This is a genomic window from Enterococcus sp. DIV0802b, assembly GCF_050543535.1.
Lineage (GTDB): Bacteria > Bacillota > Bacilli > Lactobacillales > Enterococcaceae > Enterococcus_D > Enterococcus_D entomosocium.
The window spans coordinates 1,095,001-1,112,049 of sequence record NZ_CP172941.1; the positions used below are offsets into that span (position 1 = coordinate 1,095,001).

Sequence of the window (17,049 nt, forward strand, 5' to 3'; positions counted from 1 at the left end):
TTTCTTTGGTTAGAAGGTCTTCTCCAGGGGCTTTCAGCTTCACTTCTGTTGTCTGCTCGGTATGGTTTAAGAAAAAGACGAGTGTATAGCCAGCACCTTTGCGACAGGTAACGGAGATTTCAGTAGGAGCAGCCAAGAAGTGCTGGGCATGAGTCGTTAATTTGTGATTTTCCAGAATGGTCGCTAAAAATGTAGTTAGTCCTTCAAGAGACAATTCTGTTCCCACGTAATACGCATACCCATCGTCGATCCGGTTCATGGTAATGGCGGGCTTATCGGTCAAATAACCGGATTGGAAGGTTGCCAAAGCTTTCGCACCTTCTAGATGGATGACTTCCTCCCATAGAGAATTGTCATACCGACGACCTTGGAGGAAGTCAATTTGGTGATGGGTAGCCGCTTTCATTGGGTAAAACTCTTCTACAATGATCCCTAAGGTGTCCCTAAACAGTCCTGGATAGCCCCCAAGATAGACTTGGTCATATTCATTGACGATCCCACTAAAGAAATTGGTCAAGAAGATGCCGCCTTGTCGCACGTAATCATGGATCTTCTTACCCAATGCTTCGGGTGCTGAATAGAGATTTGGGGCGATCACCAAAGGATAGCCGCCTAGGGATTCGGAAGGATGGACAAAGTCTACGCTCAGATTTAACGCCCTTAGTGCGGCATACAGGCTGCGTAACTGATGAATGTATTTTAAGGTTCTTGGTTTGGCATCCAATTCCAGCGCCCACCAATTTTCCCAGTCGAAGACAACTGCGACATCAGCCAAGAAGCGCGTCCCAACGATTTCGGATAGTTGCGAAAATTCGTTGCCTAATTGTGCACATTCACGAAAGATACGGCTTGACTGAGGATCTCCGTGAGGCACCATCGCACTATGAAATTTTTCTGCACCGCCACGAGACTGTCGCCATTGAAAGAACATGATACCATCAGCACCATGAGCTAGCGCTTCATAACTCCAAAGACGCAGCTGGTTGGGGGTCTTGGCCCCGTTGATTTGTCGCCAATTAACGGCGCTGGTGGCTTGCTCCATGATCAAGAATGGCTTTTTCTTCAAACTGCGGGTTAAATCGTTAGCAAGAAATTGCGGGTAAGGTATTTTTTCAAAGGGATTCGGGTACGAATTCCAGCTGACCACATCTATTTCAGGTGCCCATTTAAATCCATCTACGTATTTGTGTAAGCCCATAAGATTGGTCATATAAGGAATGTCATGGGAATATTTTGCAATCGCCGCCTTTTCAATTCGATAAAGTTCCAGATTCATGTCGGAAAGAAACCGACGGTAGTCTAATTGCTGTGCAGGATTTTTGAAGGTTGGCATTGCCTCTGGTAAGAAAATTTCCTCCCAGCTGCCATAGGATTGACTCCAAAACTTCGTTGACCAAGCATCATTCAATCCAGCGATGGTCAGATATTTCTCTGCTAACCATGTCTGAAATCTTTTCCGACAATGATCGCAATAACACTCGTGGATGTGACAGGTATATTCATTATTGATATGCCACATGACCAGCCCTGGATGATTAGCATAACGGTTTGCGACTGCTTCAGACAAATCGGCGGCATATTGACGATAGATAGGGGAAGTCGGACAGTAGTGCTGGCGCGCACCATGAACCAGTCGATTGCCATGAATGGTCACAGGCAGCATCTCAGGGTGTTTTTGAACAAGCCAAGCGGGAGGAGATGCTGTACCATTTGCAAGATCGATCATGATATTGTTTTCATATAAAAGATCCATCAACCAGTCCAGAAAGTCAAAATCATAGGTGGATTCATCTGGCTGCAGATTGACCCAGCCAAAAATATTGATACTTACATAGTTCACACCTGCTTCTTTCATTAAGCGCATATCTTCAAGAATGACTTCTTTAGACCATTGTTCAGGATTGTAGTCGGCACCATAGTAAAGCTGACGTTGCGTTTTCATAAAATCGCTCCTTTATAGACGTTTCTTTAGTATCAAGATACTTGAATCATATCAAATATTCATCTGTTTGATAGCGGTATCATTTGAAAATCATGAAATGATCCAAAAAAACAAAGATAGTTCAATCTGGTTTCGCAACTAGGGCTATAGTCCGCCAGTTCTTTTGCCTTGCTGTTTTTTTAACAAAAATATACAATTGAAAAAGGCGGTAAATTAAAACATCTAAAATTTATCTCTCTAAGTAGTTGTTTTTTTATTAATAGTTTCTTTATAAAAAAATGCATGTTTATAACCAACAGATCAAAAAAACTATTAAACATTAGCAGAAGATTACTATGAGTCAAAGAAATGAATAATTATGTGTCGAGGAGTCATAAACGAGGAATGACATAAGTTATTCCACAAAAAATGCGAAAAAGGAGAGACACGTCCATGAACCAGCCAATACAGATCTTTTCTGAGATTGCGCCCTTAAAGCGGGTGCTGTTGCATCGTCCAGGAGCAGAATTGGAAAACTTGATGCCGGATTATCTTGATCGCTTGTTGTTCGATGATATTCCTTTTCTAGACCAAGCACAAAAAGAGCATGATTTTTTTGCCGAGACGTTAAGAAACAGAGGGGTGGAAGTCCTTTATTTGGAAGATCTTGCTGCAGAGACATTGTCGACGACCGGTGCCAAAGAAGCTTTTTTAGAAGATTATTTAAATGAGACAACGATCCTTGATGAAGAGATTCGCAACGAAGTGCGCAATTTTTTCCTGTCGATCAAAGATAATCGCTCCTTTATCGATCATACGATGGCGGGCTTGATAAAAAGTGAGGTAGAAATTCCAAGAGCTAGCAAGTTAACGGCGATCGTTGAAACGGAATATCCTTTTTTGATCGATCCAATGCCAAACTTGTATTTCACGAGAGATCCGTTTGCTACGATTGGTCATAGCGTTTCCTTGAATCGAATGTATTCTGCAACGAGAAGACGAGAAACCCTCTACGGAAAACAAATTTTTACGCACCACCCGATGTTTGCCCGCAATGAGACGAACTTTTTGTATCATCGGGACGAAACGACGCGGATGGAAGGCGGCGATCAGCTGATTTTATCTGATAAAATCGTGGCGATCGGTATCTCTCAACGAACCGAGGTTGCTTCTATCGAAAAAATTGCCGAAACGATTTTTGCTACAGAACCGAGTTTTGAACATATCTTGGCATTTAATATTGGTGAAGAACGAAAATTTATGCACTTAGATACGGTCTTTACGATGGTGGATCATGATAAGTTCACGATCCATCCAGAAATCGAGGGAGAACTTTCGCTGTATTCAATCACTAAACACAAGGACGGTGTGCGAGTATATGAGGAAAAAGATACGTTGGAAAACATTCTTTGCCGTTATTTAGATTTGCCTGAAGTACACTTGATTCGCTGTGGTGGTGACGACTTAGCGGCAGCAGCCAGAGAACAATGGAATGATGGTTCCAATACATTGGCGATCGCCCCAGGGGAAGTCGTGGTCTATGACCGCAATACCATCACCAACGGGTTGTTAAAAGAGGCAGGCGTCAAGTTGAATGAGATCTCAGGAAGTGAATTGGTTCGCGGACGTGGAGGTCCACGCTGTATGAGTATGCCATTTATTCGTGAGTATGACGAATCTTTGTTATTTTAATTACGGATTTTTGCTTTGAAATTATGAAAGTTAAGAAATAGAAGAGAGAAAAATAAAAGAAAGATTTGAAACGGCATTCTGTTTCTAATCTTTCTTTTTTGTCATCATTTAACCCCCTATAAATTGAAAAGGATTTCTTTTTGTGAAAATGTGTAATTTTTGTGACTTTTATATGTAAAGACTATAAAAAAACGCTAGGAACCTTGTTCTATCGCTAAATTTATGGTACGGTTATATTAGAAAACGGAAATAGGTGAAGGTATTTGCCACTTATTGATTTTTGACACCCTACGATCAGCGAATGCCATATGCTTGATTTGTAGTGGTTTTTTTTGCGGAAAAAAAGGGAAAGCAGGTGAGAAAATGGCAGTAGATGCAATTCGATTATTACAAGAAGCAGAGCAATTTGCTGAAAATAAAAACCAAGAAGCGGAAGCAGAAAAAAAACAATTGGCACAAGAACGCGAAGAACGGTTGAAGGCGTTTAAAAAAGAGTTGGCAGAAAAAGAAGCCCAACAAAAAGAAGCAATCAATCAAAAAATCGCAGCTGAGTTAACACAGTCAAAAGAACCGCTCATGGCTAAAACGAAAGCAGAAGTGGAAACACTACGAACGATCCCTAATGAGTTAAAGGAAGAAGCATTGGCAATAATAATAAATAAGGTTGTGACATAAATGGCAATTGCAAAAATGCAAAAGTTCAGTCTGTTGACCTTTTACGATCAGAAAGAAGCTGTTTTAGAGCAGCTGCAAGACTTTCAGGGCGTAGAACTGCTTTCTTCGGAGAAATACTACGATTCTGAAGAAACGACGGGTGTTTTGACACCGGTTCGCGAGGAACAGTCTGAAGAAGAAATGGAGAACCAGTTTGGTCAAGTCAACTGGAGCTTAAATTTTTTAGAAGAATATGTACCCAAAAAAGGAATGCTGGCACAACTGCGGCAACCAATCAAAAAATATACCCTTCAAGAATTGGCTGAAACAGCCCACACCTATCCCTGGCAAGAATTATGCCAGACCCTTCGTAAACAAGACAAACGTCTTCGCTTGATCGATCAAGAAAAACGCGATGTATTAGCACAAGAAGCAGAGCTGTCGATTTGGAAGTATTTTAAAGAGCGTCCAGCGGTTTTAAAGGAATTAAAAAAATCAGGTGGCTTGCTAGGTTCGATTCCCACTTCTGAAATGGCTGACTTTACGACGAACAGTGAGAAGCTGCCGCTCGTCTATGTGGAAACTGTTTATCAATCACAAACAACCACTTATTTACTGGTCCTTTTCCACAAAGATGTAAAAGAAAAAGTAACTTCACTTCTTAAAAAAGTAGCCTTTGAGCAATACATCTACCCTTATGAGGGCATCCCAGAAGAAGATCTGCAAACGATGAAAGAAAAATCCCAACGTTTAATTGATGAAGAAAAAGAGATCAAAGCCTCTCTTCGTGCAATGACAAACGAGCAAGAAACTTTGCGGATCGTTGCCGAGTATTTAGATGGAGCAATCACCCGCTTAAAAAGCAATAAGATGCTTTTACGTTCTACTCATGCGGTCTCGCTTTCTGGCTGGGTTCCTGTTGATGGAACGGCCGAATTAGAAAAACGCATCAAAAAAGGAACCACGGATAACTATTACCTCGAATACCAAGAAGTGACGGAAAAAGAGATTAGTAATGTGCCGATTTTATTAGAAAACGCACGTTGGATCAAACCTTTTGAAGGACTTGTTCGGATGTACAGCTTGCCGCAATATGACGAGTTAGATCCGACACCATTTATGGCGCCTTTTTATATGGTGGCATTCGGGATGATGGTTGCCGATTTTGGCTATGGTTTGCTTTTGTTTCTGGCGACGTTTCTTGGTAAAAAGCTGTTCCACCTCAGCAAAGGGCTGGAACAAAACTTGACCCTCTTTCAGTTATGCTCGATCCCCACGATTATTTGGGGCTTGATCTATGGCAACTTCTTCGGATTTGAATTCTCATTCCAATTGTTGTCTGCCCAGGATGATGTCAACCAGATCTTAGTCTTATCCGTGATCTTTGGGTACATCCAGATCATGTTTGGTTTGGCGCTGAAATTCTATATTCTATGGAAGAAAAAAGACCAGAAACTGGCTGCGATGTTCCAAGCCGGTTCATGGATCGTCTTTTTGATCAGTGTGGCTTTTGTTGCCGCAGGAATGCTGCTTTTCCCTGACACACCGTTACAAATGATTGGGATCGTAATGATCGCTGCCAGTCTATTAGCAGTGGCCATCGGAGGCAGTTTAGAAGGTAAAACCTTAGCAGGAAAAATCGGTTCTGGATTGTACGGATTGATGGATGTGACCAATTATGTTGGTGACTTGATCAGTTACACCCGTCTGATGGCGTTAGGGGTTGCCGGCGGAAGTATCGCCTCAGCCTTCAACTTGATCATCAGCTACCTGCCGCCAGCAGCCCGGTTTACGGTTGGTATCTTATTATTTGTGGCATTGCATGGCCTAAATATTTTCTTAAGTTACCTTAGTGCGTATGTTCATGGTATCCGTTTGCAGTATTTAGAGTATTTTGGAAAATTCTTTACGGGGGGCGGACGTGCCTTTGACCCCTTCAAATCAAATGAAAACTATGTAGAGATCATCTCAGAAGAGAAGTTACAGGAGGACAATAATGGAAAATTGGATTAGTTTCTTTTACGAAAATGGTGGAATTGTTTTTGCAGCTTTAGGTGTAGCGACCGCAACGATTTGCGGCGGTATCGGATCAACGATTGGTGTTGGGATGACCAGTGAAGCAGCGTCAGGCTTGATCTCAGAGCAGCCAGAGAAATTCGGACAAGCGTTGATCTTAGAGTTGCTGTCTAGTACTCAGGGGTTATACGGGTTCGTAATTTCCTTTATGATCTTTGGTCAAATCAGCGGTTCGCTCTCATTCGATCGCGGATTGTACTTGTTTATTGCTTCATTGCCAATCGCATTAACAGCGATCGTAGCCGGAAAATGGCAAGGACGTGCCGCAAGTGCTGCGATGCAGATTTTAGCCAAAAAACCAGAACATGTGACCAAAGGAATTATCTTGGTAGCGATGATGGAAACGTATTGTATTTTAGGGTTCGTTATTTCCTTCTTGCTTGTCTTGAATTAAGAGGAGGGAAAAGTGAATGTCTGATATTACACGTTTAACTGACAAAATAACCGCTGATGCGGAAAAGAAATACCAGCTGCAAATCAAAGAAGCGAAAAAAGAAAGTGAAAATCAAGAAAACTTGAAGCGAACGCAATTAGAAAAAGAGCTTAGTGAGCGGTTAGCTTTTTATGAAAAAGAAAAACGTGCGGCGATGTATTTGGAAATCTCAGATGTGCATATTCAATCAAGAAACAAGGTCTTGGCAGCAAAGCAGTCGGTCTTAGATGAGCTGTTTACTGAGGCTTTGACCCGTTTAAATACGATGGATCAAGCAGCATTTTATGCGTTTATCGCTAATGGCTTGGCGAATGCAAGGTTAACTGGTGAGGTTGAGTTGCTTTTAGGTGAGAAGACCCGCCATTTAGTGGATGAGGAGCTCCTCGCTAAATTGCAGGCATCTGCCCCAGATGTTCAGCTGAAACTGGTAAATAAAACGATCCCTCGTAAGGGTGGCTTTTTGTTGCGACAAGAAGCGATCGAGTTGAATTTTACTTTTGATGCGCTACTAGAAGCCAACAAAGAAGAGTTAAGCAATACGTTACTGCAATTGATTTTTGAACAGTAAGCAGGTGCAAACAGATGAATGACATCAAATACAATACCTTAAATACGAGAATTCGGACGTATGAATCGCAATTATTCGATCGCAGCCGCTATGAGCGGATGCTCTCGGCTGCTAGCGCAGAAGAAATCTACGGTATGTTGCAAGAAACGGTTTATGGTGACTTCATCAACGAGGATGATCGTGTACACGACTTTGAACATGTGTTGATGGCGGAGTTGAAACGGGTATACGACACGATGTATCAGCTGACACCGGAAAAAGCGATCGTTGATTTCTTTGCTTTGAAATATGACTATCAAAATCTGAAAGTCTTGGTAAAAGCGGCGTACATGCAAGAAGATTTTTCTGAATATCTTGTCCCAATTGGTACCCAGCCGCTTTCCGTCCTTAAGGATCTGGTCAAGACCAGAAAAAGCAATCTTGTTGCCAAAGAGATGGTTGATTGTGTGGAAGAAGTCTTCTCTTATATTGAGAACTACCATGAGGTCCAATCGATCGACATCATCTTTGATAACCACTATTGGGAACAATTGTGGACGATTGGCAAAGAATACGACGACGATCTGCTGCAAAGCTTGATTCGTCGACAAATCGATATTTTCAACATTTCAACAACGTTGCGCAGTTACGCGATGAAACGCAAGCGCGGCTTTATCAGCGCAGTTTTAGCCGATCATGGAAACCTACCTGCAAAAGAATTGTTAGCTGAGATCACGACTTCCCTTGAGGCATTTGTGGCATATTTGCAAGGGACTCCTTATAAAGAACTGATCAATCACAGCTATGAAGAGTTGGTAGAGAAGAAGACCTTGAATACCTTTGATATACGCAAAGACAATTTTCTAATGGCGAAGCTCAAAGAACATAAAATTGTTCCTTTTGGCCCTTCAGCATTGGCAGGGTACTTGTACGCCAAGGAAATTGAAAGCAAGAACTTGCGTATTCTCCTGATTGGGAAAATCAATAAGGTGCCGGAAGAGATTTTAAGAAGTCGGGTGCGTGATAGTTATGCATAAAAAAATAGCAATGATGGGTGGTAAGAACTCGATCTTGCCTTTCAAAGGGCTAGGGATCGACATCTTTCCAGTCAGCGATTTGGATGAAGCCGCCCAACAACTAGAAGAAATGGCTGAAGCCTATGGGGTAATCTTTTTGACTGAGCGACTGATCGAACAATTAGAACCGATCGTTCGCCGCTATGAAGAAGCACCGACACCAGCGATCATTCCGATTCCAAGTAGTACGGGTAGTTTAGGGATCGGCATGGCACGAATTCAGCAAAATGTGGAAAAAGCGGTAGGAATGAATATATTAGATTCATAACAGACAAGTCAGCCAGCTAGGAGGAATAAATGTGGCATTTGGCACAATTGAAAAAGTATCGGGACCACTGGTCACCGCCTCAGGATTAAGTGGCGCAAAAATCCACGAAATCTGCAAAGTCAGTGACAAGGGCCTTATCGGTGAGATCATTGAGATCAAAAAAGGGCTGGTTTCGATCCAAGTATACGAAGAAACAGCGGGAATCGGACCAGGCGAGCCCGTGGAAACGACAGGCGCACCATTGTCTGTCGAACTAGCACCAGGTTTGTTGACTCAGATGTTTGATGGGATCCAACGACCATTAGATACGTTTATGTCACAAACAGAAAGTGATTTTTTGGAACGAGGGGTTACCATCGATCCACTGAATCGCCAAAAGAAATGGACCTTTGTCCCTCAAGTACAAGTCGGTGATACCGTACAAGGTGGCGACATTTTAGGTTCAGTACAAGAAACATCGGTGATCGAGCATAAGATCATGGTGCCACCAAACTATGAAGGAACCGTCAAAGAAATCATGGTAGGGAATTTTGCTATTACTGAAGTGATCTGTGTCTTAGAAACCATTGAGGGTGAAAAAAACTTGACGATGGTTCAGAAATGGCCGGTTCGTCAACCACGTCCCGTTACTGCTAAATTAAATCCAGGCGAACCGCTGGTCACTGGTCAGCGCGTCATCGACACCTATTTTCCAGTGGCAAAAGGCGGCTCAGCTGCCGTTCCCGGACCATTTGGTGCCGGAAAAACGGTTGTTCAGCACCAAATTGCTAAATGGTCGGATGTGGATATCGTTGTCTATGTCGGCTGTGGCGAGCGAGGCAATGAAATGCGGGATGTTATGAATGAATTTCCTGAACTGATCGACCCAAATACCGGCAAGTCCATCATGGAACGAACGGTCTTGATCGCCAATACGTCGAATATGCCAGTTGCTGCTCGGGAAGCCTCAATCTATACAGGAATCACGATTGCAGAATATTACCGTGACATGGGCTATAGTGTTGCTATCATGGCAGACTCAACATCACGTTGGGCAGAAGCGCTGCGGGAAATGAGTGGACGATTGCAAGAGATCCCAGGAGATGAAGGCTATCCGGCGTACCTTGGAAGTCGAATTGCGGAATACTATGAGCGAGCAGGGCGTTTCCATTCATTAGGCACACAACCTCGGGAAGGAAGCATTACCGCAATTGGTGCGGTTTCACCTGCTGGTGGAGACATCTCAGAACCGGTCACCCAAAATACCTTACGAATCGTGAAAGTCTTCTGGGCATTGGATAGTATGCTGGCGCAAAAACGGCATTTTCCTTCCATCAACTGGATGAATTCCTATTCCCTTTACGAAGATCAAATCAATTCTTATTTAGATCAATTATTAGGCGATCGCTGGTCGGAGCTAGTCAATGAATCAATGGAGATTCTCCAAGAAGAAAGCCGTTTAGAAGAAATCGTTCAATTGGTAGGGATGGATTCTCTTTCTCAAAGAGACCGTTTGACAATGATGACAGCCCGTTCTTTGAGACAAGATTACTTGCAGCAAAACGCCTTTGATGACGTTGACACGTATACATCTCGCAATAAGCAGTTCAAAATGTTGGAGAATATTCTTTACTTTAATGAACAAGCCCAACGTGCACTGCAGCTAGGTGCTTACTTAGATGAGATCACAAAAGGAACGGTTGATCTGCGTGAGCGCATCGCCCGCAGCAAATACATTCCTGAAGAAGAATTGACCCGCTTGGATACGATCAAGCATGACATCAAAGAAAAGTTACAACGAATCATTGAAACTGGAGGTGTTCATTGATGTTAAAAGAATATCGTACAGTTTCCGAAATTGCCGGCCCTTTAATGGTGGTCGAAAATGTTCGAGGCGTTAAATTCGACGAACTCGTTGAGGTCCGCATGGACACAGGCGAGATCCGTCAAGGACAAGTACTGGAAGTCAGTGATGACAATGCTGTTGTCCAAGTATTTGAGGGTACCAGTAATTTGAGTGCTGAAGAAAGCAAAGCAAGGTTTCTAGGAACTGGTTTAACTTTAGGGGTTTCTTTAGATATGATGGGTCGGGTTTTTGACGGTTTAGGAAAACCAAAAGATAATGGCCCGAGAATCTTGCCCGAAAAACGCATCGATGTAAATGGTGAAGCCATCAATCCGATGGCACGGGACTTCCCGGATGAATTTATCCAAACTGGGATTTCAACGATCGATCATTTAAATACATTAGTTCGTGGACAAAAATTACCAATCTTTTCTGCTTCTGGTTTGCCTCATAAAGAGATCGCTGCTCAAATCGCACGACAAGCAACAGTACCCAGCCAAGAAGGCAATTTTGCGATCGTCTTCGCAGCAATTGGGATTCCGTTTGAAGAAGCTGAATTTTTCGTGGATGAATTCCGCAAAACCGGTGCATTAGATCGATCTGTTTTGTTTATGAACCTTGCCAACGATCCAGCAATCGAACGGATCGCTACTCCTAAAATGGCATTGACTGCAGCAGAGTATTTGGCTTTTGAAAAAGGCATGCACGTCTTAGTGATCATGACCGATATGACGAACTACTGCGAAGCATTGCGAGAAATCTCCGCTGCCCGCCGAGAAGTTCCGGGACGTCGCGGCTACCCAGGGTATCTATACACCAACTTAGCTACACTGTATGAACGGGCAGGACGTTTGATGGGCAAAGAAGGATCGGTCACACAGATTCCGATCTTAACGATGCCAGATGGCGATAAAACCCACCCGATTCCTGATTTGACTGGCTATATCACAGAAGGACAAATCATTTTGTCGCGGGACCTTTACAAACGCAATATCAATCCGCCAGTGGATATTTTGCCAAGTCTTTCTCGGTTGAAGGACAAAGGAACGGGAGAAGGTAAGACCCGTGCAGATCATGCGGCAACGATGAATCAAATTTATGCCGCCTATTCCGATGGGAAAGCTGCCAAAGAGTTATCGATCGTTTTAGGAGAGTCTGCCTTGTCTGATCTTGATAAAAAGTACGCGCGTTTTGCAGATCTTTTCGAAAAAGAGTATGTCAACCAGGGATTTGAAACCAACCGGACGATTGAAGAAACGTTAGATTTAGGCTGGAAGCTATTAGCTACCTTGCCAAAACAAGAGTTGAGCCGTATCAAAGAAGAATTTATCGACGCCTATTACCCAACGGACGAGGATGTGAGTTCTTAATGGCGATCTTAAATGTCAATCCAACTCGGATGGAACTAAGTCGTTTGAAAAAACGGCTGACGACGGCAACCCGTGGTCACAAATTATTGAAAGACAAGCAAGATGAGCTGGTGCGCCAATTCATTCAGCTAGTAAAGAAAAACCAGAAGCTTCGTAAAAAAATGGAAACTGCGCTGCAAGCAGGGATGGAAGAGTATGTGCTGGCTTCTAGTAGTATTCCCGATGTCGTTTTGCAAGAAGCATTTATGATCCCTTTAAATAAAGTGACCCTAGATGTACAAAGTCGGACCATCATGAATATGGATGTGCCAGTGTTAAATCCTGTTTACGAAGAAGAGAGCTCCGATGATGACTTTTCCTACGGTTTTGTAAGTACCACCAGTGAGCTGGATCTCTCGTTGTCTCATCTTGATCAGATGCTGCCAGTGATGCTTCAGTTGGCCGAAATCGAGAAAACCTGTCAACTGATGGCCAATGAGATCGAGCGGACGAGGCGAAGAGTCAATGCGTTAGAGTATATGACGATTCCCAAGCTGACGGAAACCATTCAATACATCGAAAGCAATCTGGCAGAAGACGAACGAGCAACATTGACCCGCTTGATGAAGGTCACAGATATCATTGCGGAAAATGAAGCAAAGTAAGGATTTTGCCAATCATTTGGAAGAATCAAAAAAGGCACGTAGAAGGGGGTTCCTTTCTACGTGTCTTTTTGCTTGTTAAGAGCGTAAGAGCAGTTGGTCATCTTTTAATTCAGCACCGCTATTTTGATGGAACATTTCCATCAATTCAGGGACGGTTAAATGTTGCTTTTGCTCACCGGCAATATCCACGACGATCTTGCCTTGATGAAGCATGATCAGGCGATTGCCATAGCGAATGGCATCTTCCATATCATGAGTAACCATGAAGGCCGTCAACTGCTGTGAACGAATCAATTGATCGGTCAATGCCATGACAGTCAACGAGGTTTTTGGATCTAGGGCAGCGGTATGTTCATCTAATAAAATCAATTTAGGTTGTTGCAACGTTGCCATCAAGAGGGTAATCGCTTGACGCTGTCCGCCTGATAACAAACCGATCTCGGCAGAAAGACGATTTTCTAAGCCTAAGTTTAGACTGGCTAATTTTTCTTGGAAAAACGCGCGATTTTTTGCTTTGACGCCTGTCGCAAACCCTCGGACTTGGCCCCGTTTGTAAGCAAGTGCTAAGTTTTCTTCAACAGTCAAACGAACCGCTGTCCCCATACGTGGATCTTGAAAGACTCGGCTAATATCCTTTGAGCGTTTCGTAACGGATAAACGGGTGATGTCTTTCCCATCTAAGGTGATTTTTCCTTGTTCTGTTGGGATCGTTCCTGCAATACTGTTTAAAAGGGTCGATTTTCCGGCACCATTGCCACCGATGATCGTGATAAAATCTCCGGCATTCATCGTCAGGTCAATGCCTCGCAAGACATGGTTCTCATTGATCGTCCCTTTTTCAAAGGTTTGGTGTAGATTTTCGATTGTTAAGACTGAAGTCATTAGGATTGGCCTCCTTTGGTTTTTGGCAGCATCTTTTTAAGTCCTAGTTTTGAACGAAGCTGCGGTAACGAGAGGCAGATGACTAAGACGATTGCGGATGCCAGTTTGATATCATTGGCTTCGACATTGAACTCGAAAACGACGGCCAGGATAAAGCGATAAACGATCGCTCCAATCACGATGGTGATCAACCGCAAAAGCAAAGATTTATTGGCAAATAAAACTTCTGCAATAATGATCGATGCTAAGCCAATCACGATCGTACCGATTCCGGAGTTTAGGTCAGCAAAACCGTTGTTTTGGGCTAAAAGAGCACCTGAAAGGGCGATACAGCCGTTAGAGATCATGTAACCGATGATCTTCATATTATCGGTGTTGATGCCGTTGGCTTCACTCATAGCTAAATTATCGCCTGTTGCGCGCAATGCTAAGCCGATCTCTGTACGGAAAAAGAGGAACAAGCACAAAATGACGATAGCTGCGAAGAGAAAGCCCGCAAGAATCACGGCATTGTTTTTGGTCAGACCCATTGCTTGAAATTGGGTGAAGACCGTGTCTTGTCCTAACAAGGCAATGTTGGGAGCACCCATCACACGATTTGTGATGGAATAAAGCCCAGTCATCGTGATGATCCCGGCCAACAAGGCTGGGATCTTTAGTTTTGTATGCAGTAGTCCGGATACCAAGCCGGCTAACATGCCACCGCCAAAGCCCATCAAACTGGCTAGTATGGGGGAAACGCCATTCGTAATACTGATTGCAGCGATCCCTGCACCTAATGGAAAACTTCCTTCTGCAGTTAAATCAGCGATATCCAGAATACGGAAGGTCAAAAATACCCCGATTGCCAGCAATGCCCAAAGGATCCCTTGAGAGGTGGCAGATTGTAGTAATAGTAAGAACGTGTCGACTAAATTCATATGATTTCCTCAAATCTAAAATAGTATGGTTATTCTGGGGCAGTGATGCTGGCAGGATCAATCCCTAAAGCTGCAGCCATTTCTTCATTGACGACTAACTCTAAATTCTCCGCTGTTTCAACGGGTGTGGTAGCTGGTTCTGCATCGCCATCCAAAATTTTTGCTGCTAGTTTTCCTGTTTGAATGCCTAGTGATTTATAGTCAATACCATAAGTTGCTAGAGCTCCATCATCGACTTGTTCCACGGAACCTGCGACGATCGGTGTTTTGGTTTCTTTCGCCACTTCACCGACGATTGCAGCAGCAGAGGCAAAGGTATTATCTGTTGGAATATAAATGCCATCGACATCTTTTGCCAGGCTAGTGGTCACTTGCTGCACATCATTGGTGGTATTGGCGGTCAATACTTTAACGTCGACTCCAGCAGCTTTTAAGGCTTCTTCTGCCAAGTCTGCTTGAATTTTCGAGTTAGCTTCACCTGCATTATACATAATGCCGATCGTCTTGGCGTCAGGGACGATGCTTAACAGCAAATTGATCTGCTGCTCAATGGGTACCATGTCTGACGTACCGGTGATGTTGCGACCGGGTTCTTCATTTGAGTCGGCTAATTTTGCCCCAACTAAGTCAGTAACTGCGGTAACCACGATTGGGGTATCAGTGGTTTCATTTGCTAACGAAACAGCAGCAGGGGTAGCGATGCCCAATAAAAGATCAGGGTTGGCATTCACTAGGCGTTCGCTCATACTTTTTAAGTTGTCTTGACTGTTTTGCGCATTTTGGTATTCGATCGTCAGGTTTTCACCTTCTGTGTAGCCCGCTTCTGCTAAGCCTTCTTTAAATCCTTCGTAGGCGGCATTCAAGGAGCCATGTTCCACGAGTTGCAAGACACCGACTGTTTTTGATCCGTCGTTTCCCTCAGAAGCATTGTTTGATTCCCCACAAGCTGCCAGTGCCAGTAGTGAAGCCGTTAATAATCCAGTTGTGATCCATTTTTTCATTTTCATTGTAACTCCTCCTATAAACGTTTCTTTTTTAATTGGGGTTTACCTGAACAAAAAAATCCATTCAGACAATCGTCTAAATGGATTCGATCCTATACCAAGCGTAAACGTATATTGGCAACCATTTAGAAGATTTTCTACATGGCTGCAAGTTCAAGTTAAAATGCTTTAGCCATCATAGATACAAACAAAACTCGTTTTGCGGTTTGCATCCATAATGTGTTATGAATACAAACTATCTAAAGTAGCTAAAGTAAAAGATATTCAGTTGTGGGGACACGGTCGTTTTTAACATAAAAAAGTTCCTCCATACTTGAATTGTTTTTAGTATAGACAAAAAAAAGCGGACTGTCAAATGTTTTTCCTGAATTATCTGAAAATTTTTGAATAACAATCAGAAAAAGTCTGAAAAAGATGCTTTGTTTCAACAAATTAAAAAGAAAGAAAAAAACTTTGTTTCATCAAGCTTTCTTGCTTGAAAATAAACAAAGTTTTTCTTAACATCACTCGTTTTCTTCTTTATAATAACGAATGGTATTTTTTATTTCACGAATACTGTAAAGCAGATCATCTTCAAAGGATTGATCTTGATCAATATCGATGGTCTCATTGAACATTGCTTCGTATTCAGCGATCGTTAGTTTTTGACGGGCATCAAGTAACGTTTGGTGAGCAGCTTGTGCTAACTGTTTTTCATAACCGGGTACCAATACGCCGCTGAAAAATTCAGCAACCGCTCCTGAGCCGTAACTAAACAGTCCTATCCGATCATTGGCTTGCAAGCTGGAGGAATTTTCCAATAAAGAGATCAAGCCTAGGTACAATGAACCCGTATACAAGTTGCCGGTACGACGACTGTAAACGATCGATTCTTCATAGCGAGCCATCAGGCGTTCTTGTTGCGTTTCTTCTGCTTCGGCAAAAACAGCCAATAAGGCTTTTTTTCCCATTTTTGTATAAGGAATATGGAAACTCAATGCAGCGTAATCTTTTGCTGTGCGTTGCGTTTTTTCGCAATGGGCTTGCCAAACTTGTTTAAAGGAATCGATATAGACGGCATTTGACAAGTGGCCATCTACCATTGGATATTGATGACCAACGGGACGCCAAAAATCATAAATGTCTTGCGTCAACATCAAATTATCGTTATCCAACTGCAAAATCGCTGGATCTGCAGAGATCAGCATAGCAACTGCACCTACGCCTTGAGTGGGCTCTCCACCGGAAGCTAAGCCATACCGGGCGATGTCTGAAGCCACCACCAAAACTTTGCTTTTTGGATTGGCTTGTACGTGGGCTTTAGCAAACTGTAAGCCTGCTGTTGCGCCATAACACGCTTCTTTGATTTCAAAGGAGCGGGCAAATGGTTGAATACCCAATAGGCGATGCAAAACCACTGCCGAAGCCTTTGATTCATCGATGCCGGATTCTGTGCCGACGATCACCATATCAATTGCTTGTAAATCTTCTTTTGTGAGGATATCTTTTGCCGCATGCATGGCAAATGTGACGATATCTTGCGTTTTTTTATTGACCGCCATTTGATCTTGACCGATCCCGATCGTAAATTTATTTGGGTCGACCTCTCGGGCGTGAGCTAGATCAACCATATCTATAAAATAGGGGGGGACATAAAAATTTATTTTATCAATACCAACGTTCATTCCGTCGCTCCTTTATGTTCTACGTACTTAGTAGGCTACACGTTATAAGGTATCATATTTTTTGAAAAAAATG

The 17,049-nt window shown here is 42.9% G+C and carries 15 protein-coding genes (1 of these 15 only partly in view); 10 read left to right on the forward strand and 5 right to left on the reverse strand.

Features of this window, described 5'->3' with window-relative positions; translation table 11 throughout:
- Nucleotides 1–1,942: the 5' portion of a beta-galactosidase gene (locus tag IGJ12_RS05150; protein WP_430619432.1), read on the reverse strand. Its footprint begins 59 nt before the window's first position; the window shows 1,942 of its 2,001 coding nt (coding positions 1–1,942); it begins with the start codon at nucleotides 1,940–1,942; its stop codon lies beyond the left edge, outside the window.
- A gap of 432 nt (nucleotides 1,943–2,374) precedes the next feature.
- On the opposite strand from IGJ12_RS05150, the gene arcA reads away from it, so the two are divergent.
- From arcA to IGJ12_RS05200, 10 genes are all read left to right on the forward strand, one after another.
- Nucleotides 2,375–3,613, forward strand: coding sequence for an arginine deiminase (arcA, locus tag IGJ12_RS05155; protein ID WP_430619433.1), 1,239 nt, complete (start codon nucleotides 2,375–2,377; stop codon nucleotides 3,611–3,613).
- Nucleotides 3,614–3,976: 363 nt separating this feature from the next.
- Nucleotides 3,977–4,288, forward strand: a complete 312-nt coding sequence (locus IGJ12_RS05160) for a hypothetical protein (protein WP_008380980.1) — start codon at nucleotides 3,977–3,979, stop codon at nucleotides 4,286–4,288.
- Nucleotides 4,289–6,280: a V-type ATP synthase subunit I gene (locus tag IGJ12_RS05165; RefSeq protein WP_008380982.1), complete on the forward strand. Its 1,992-nt coding sequence runs from the start codon at nucleotides 4,289–4,291 to the stop codon at nucleotides 6,278–6,280. It abuts the gene before it with no gap.
- A complete protein-coding gene (locus IGJ12_RS05170; protein ID WP_005237160.1) occupies nucleotides 6,264–6,737 on the forward strand; it encodes a V-type ATP synthase subunit K in 474 nt (157 codons plus the stop codon). Before IGJ12_RS05165 ends, IGJ12_RS05170 begins: the two co-directional genes overlap by 17 nt.
- Before the next feature lie 16 nt (nucleotides 6,738–6,753).
- On the forward strand, nucleotides 6,754–7,344 hold the full coding sequence (locus IGJ12_RS05175; RefSeq protein ID WP_061053898.1) for a V-type ATP synthase subunit E: 591 nt from the start codon (nucleotides 6,754–6,756) through the stop codon (nucleotides 7,342–7,344).
- Between the two features lie 14 nt (nucleotides 7,345–7,358).
- Nucleotides 7,359–8,360: a V-type ATP synthase subunit C gene (locus IGJ12_RS05180; protein WP_005237156.1), complete on the forward strand. Its 1,002-nt coding sequence runs from the start codon at nucleotides 7,359–7,361 to the stop codon at nucleotides 8,358–8,360.
- Complete coding sequence (locus IGJ12_RS05185; protein WP_005237155.1) at nucleotides 8,353–8,667, forward strand: V-type ATP synthase subunit F; 315 nt, start codon at nucleotides 8,353–8,355, stop codon at nucleotides 8,665–8,667. The genes IGJ12_RS05180 and IGJ12_RS05185 overlap by 8 nt, the downstream gene beginning before the upstream one ends.
- A gap of 31 nt (nucleotides 8,668–8,698) precedes the next feature.
- Entirely contained in the window at nucleotides 8,699–10,474 is a 1,776-nt protein-coding gene (locus IGJ12_RS05190) for a V-type ATP synthase subunit A (RefSeq protein WP_087664363.1), read from the forward strand.
- Nucleotides 10,474–11,862 carry a V-type ATP synthase subunit B gene (locus IGJ12_RS05195; protein WP_005237151.1) on the forward strand — a complete coding sequence of 463 codons (1,389 nt, stop codon included), beginning with the start codon at nucleotides 10,474–10,476 and terminating at the stop codon, nucleotides 11,860–11,862. The genes IGJ12_RS05190 and IGJ12_RS05195 overlap by 1 nt, the downstream gene beginning before the upstream one ends.
- On the forward strand, nucleotides 11,862–12,506 hold the full coding sequence (locus tag IGJ12_RS05200) for a V-type ATP synthase subunit D (RefSeq protein WP_016613064.1): 645 nt from the start codon (nucleotides 11,862–11,864) through the stop codon (nucleotides 12,504–12,506). Before IGJ12_RS05195 ends, IGJ12_RS05200 begins: the two co-directional genes overlap by 1 nt.
- 75 nt (nucleotides 12,507–12,581) lie before the next feature.
- Here IGJ12_RS05200 and IGJ12_RS05205 read toward each other — a convergent pair whose 3' ends face one another.
- The 4 genes from IGJ12_RS05205 to IGJ12_RS05220 all read right to left on the reverse strand — a co-directional run bounded on the left by IGJ12_RS05205 (nucleotide 12,582) and on the right by IGJ12_RS05220 (nucleotide 16,976).
- Complete coding sequence (locus IGJ12_RS05205) at nucleotides 12,582–13,388, reverse strand: ABC transporter ATP-binding protein (protein ID WP_005237149.1); 807 nt, start codon at nucleotides 13,386–13,388, stop codon at nucleotides 12,582–12,584.
- The gene (locus IGJ12_RS05210; RefSeq protein ID WP_005237148.1) at nucleotides 13,388–14,308 is read right to left on the reverse strand and encodes an ABC transporter permease; all 921 of its coding nucleotides are present in this window, start codon (nucleotides 14,306–14,308) and stop codon (nucleotides 13,388–13,390) included. The genes IGJ12_RS05205 and IGJ12_RS05210 overlap by 1 nt, the downstream gene beginning before the upstream one ends.
- A 29-nt stretch (nucleotides 14,309–14,337) precedes the next feature.
- Complete coding sequence (locus IGJ12_RS05215; RefSeq protein WP_005237146.1) at nucleotides 14,338–15,315, reverse strand: ABC transporter substrate-binding protein; 978 nt, start codon at nucleotides 15,313–15,315, stop codon at nucleotides 14,338–14,340.
- A gap of 500 nt (nucleotides 15,316–15,815) precedes the next feature.
- Nucleotides 15,816–16,976, reverse strand: a complete 1,161-nt coding sequence (locus IGJ12_RS05220) for a hydroxymethylglutaryl-CoA synthase (RefSeq protein WP_061053902.1) — start codon at nucleotides 16,974–16,976, stop codon at nucleotides 15,816–15,818.
- Between the last annotated feature and the right edge of the window lie 73 nt (nucleotides 16,977–17,049).

Coding starts and splice junctions, on each gene's coding strand:
- arcA (WP_430619433.1), top strand. CDS start 2,375: ATGAACCAGCCAATACAGATCTTTTCTGAGATTGCGCCCTTAAAGCGG.
- IGJ12_RS05160 (WP_008380980.1), top strand. CDS start 3,977: ATGGCAGTAGATGCAATTCGATTATTACAAGAAGCAGAGCAATTTGCT.
- IGJ12_RS05165 (WP_008380982.1), top strand. CDS start 4,289: ATGGCAATTGCAAAAATGCAAAAGTTCAGTCTGTTGACCTTTTACGAT.
- IGJ12_RS05170 (WP_005237160.1), top strand. CDS start 6,264: ATGGAAAATTGGATTAGTTTCTTTTACGAAAATGGTGGAATTGTTTTT.
- IGJ12_RS05175 (WP_061053898.1), top strand. CDS start 6,754: ATGTCTGATATTACACGTTTAACTGACAAAATAACCGCTGATGCGGAA.
- IGJ12_RS05180 (WP_005237156.1), top strand. CDS start 7,359: ATGAATGACATCAAATACAATACCTTAAATACGAGAATTCGGACGTAT.
- IGJ12_RS05185 (WP_005237155.1), top strand. CDS start 8,353: ATGCATAAAAAAATAGCAATGATGGGTGGTAAGAACTCGATCTTGCCT.
- IGJ12_RS05195 (WP_005237151.1), top strand. CDS start 10,474: ATGTTAAAAGAATATCGTACAGTTTCCGAAATTGCCGGCCCTTTAATG.
- IGJ12_RS05200 (WP_016613064.1), top strand. CDS start 11,862: ATGGCGATCTTAAATGTCAATCCAACTCGGATGGAACTAAGTCGTTTG.
- IGJ12_RS05205 (WP_005237149.1), bottom strand. CDS start 13,388: ATGACTTCAGTCTTAACAATCGAAAATCTACACCAAACCTTTGAAAAA.
- IGJ12_RS05210 (WP_005237148.1), bottom strand. CDS start 14,308: ATGAATTTAGTCGACACGTTCTTACTATTACTACAATCTGCCACCTCT.
- IGJ12_RS05215 (WP_005237146.1), bottom strand. CDS start 15,315: ATGAAAATGAAAAAATGGATCACAACTGGATTATTAACGGCTTCACTA.
- IGJ12_RS05220 (WP_061053902.1), bottom strand. CDS start 16,976: ATGAACGTTGGTATTGATAAAATAAATTTTTATGTCCCCCCCTATTTT.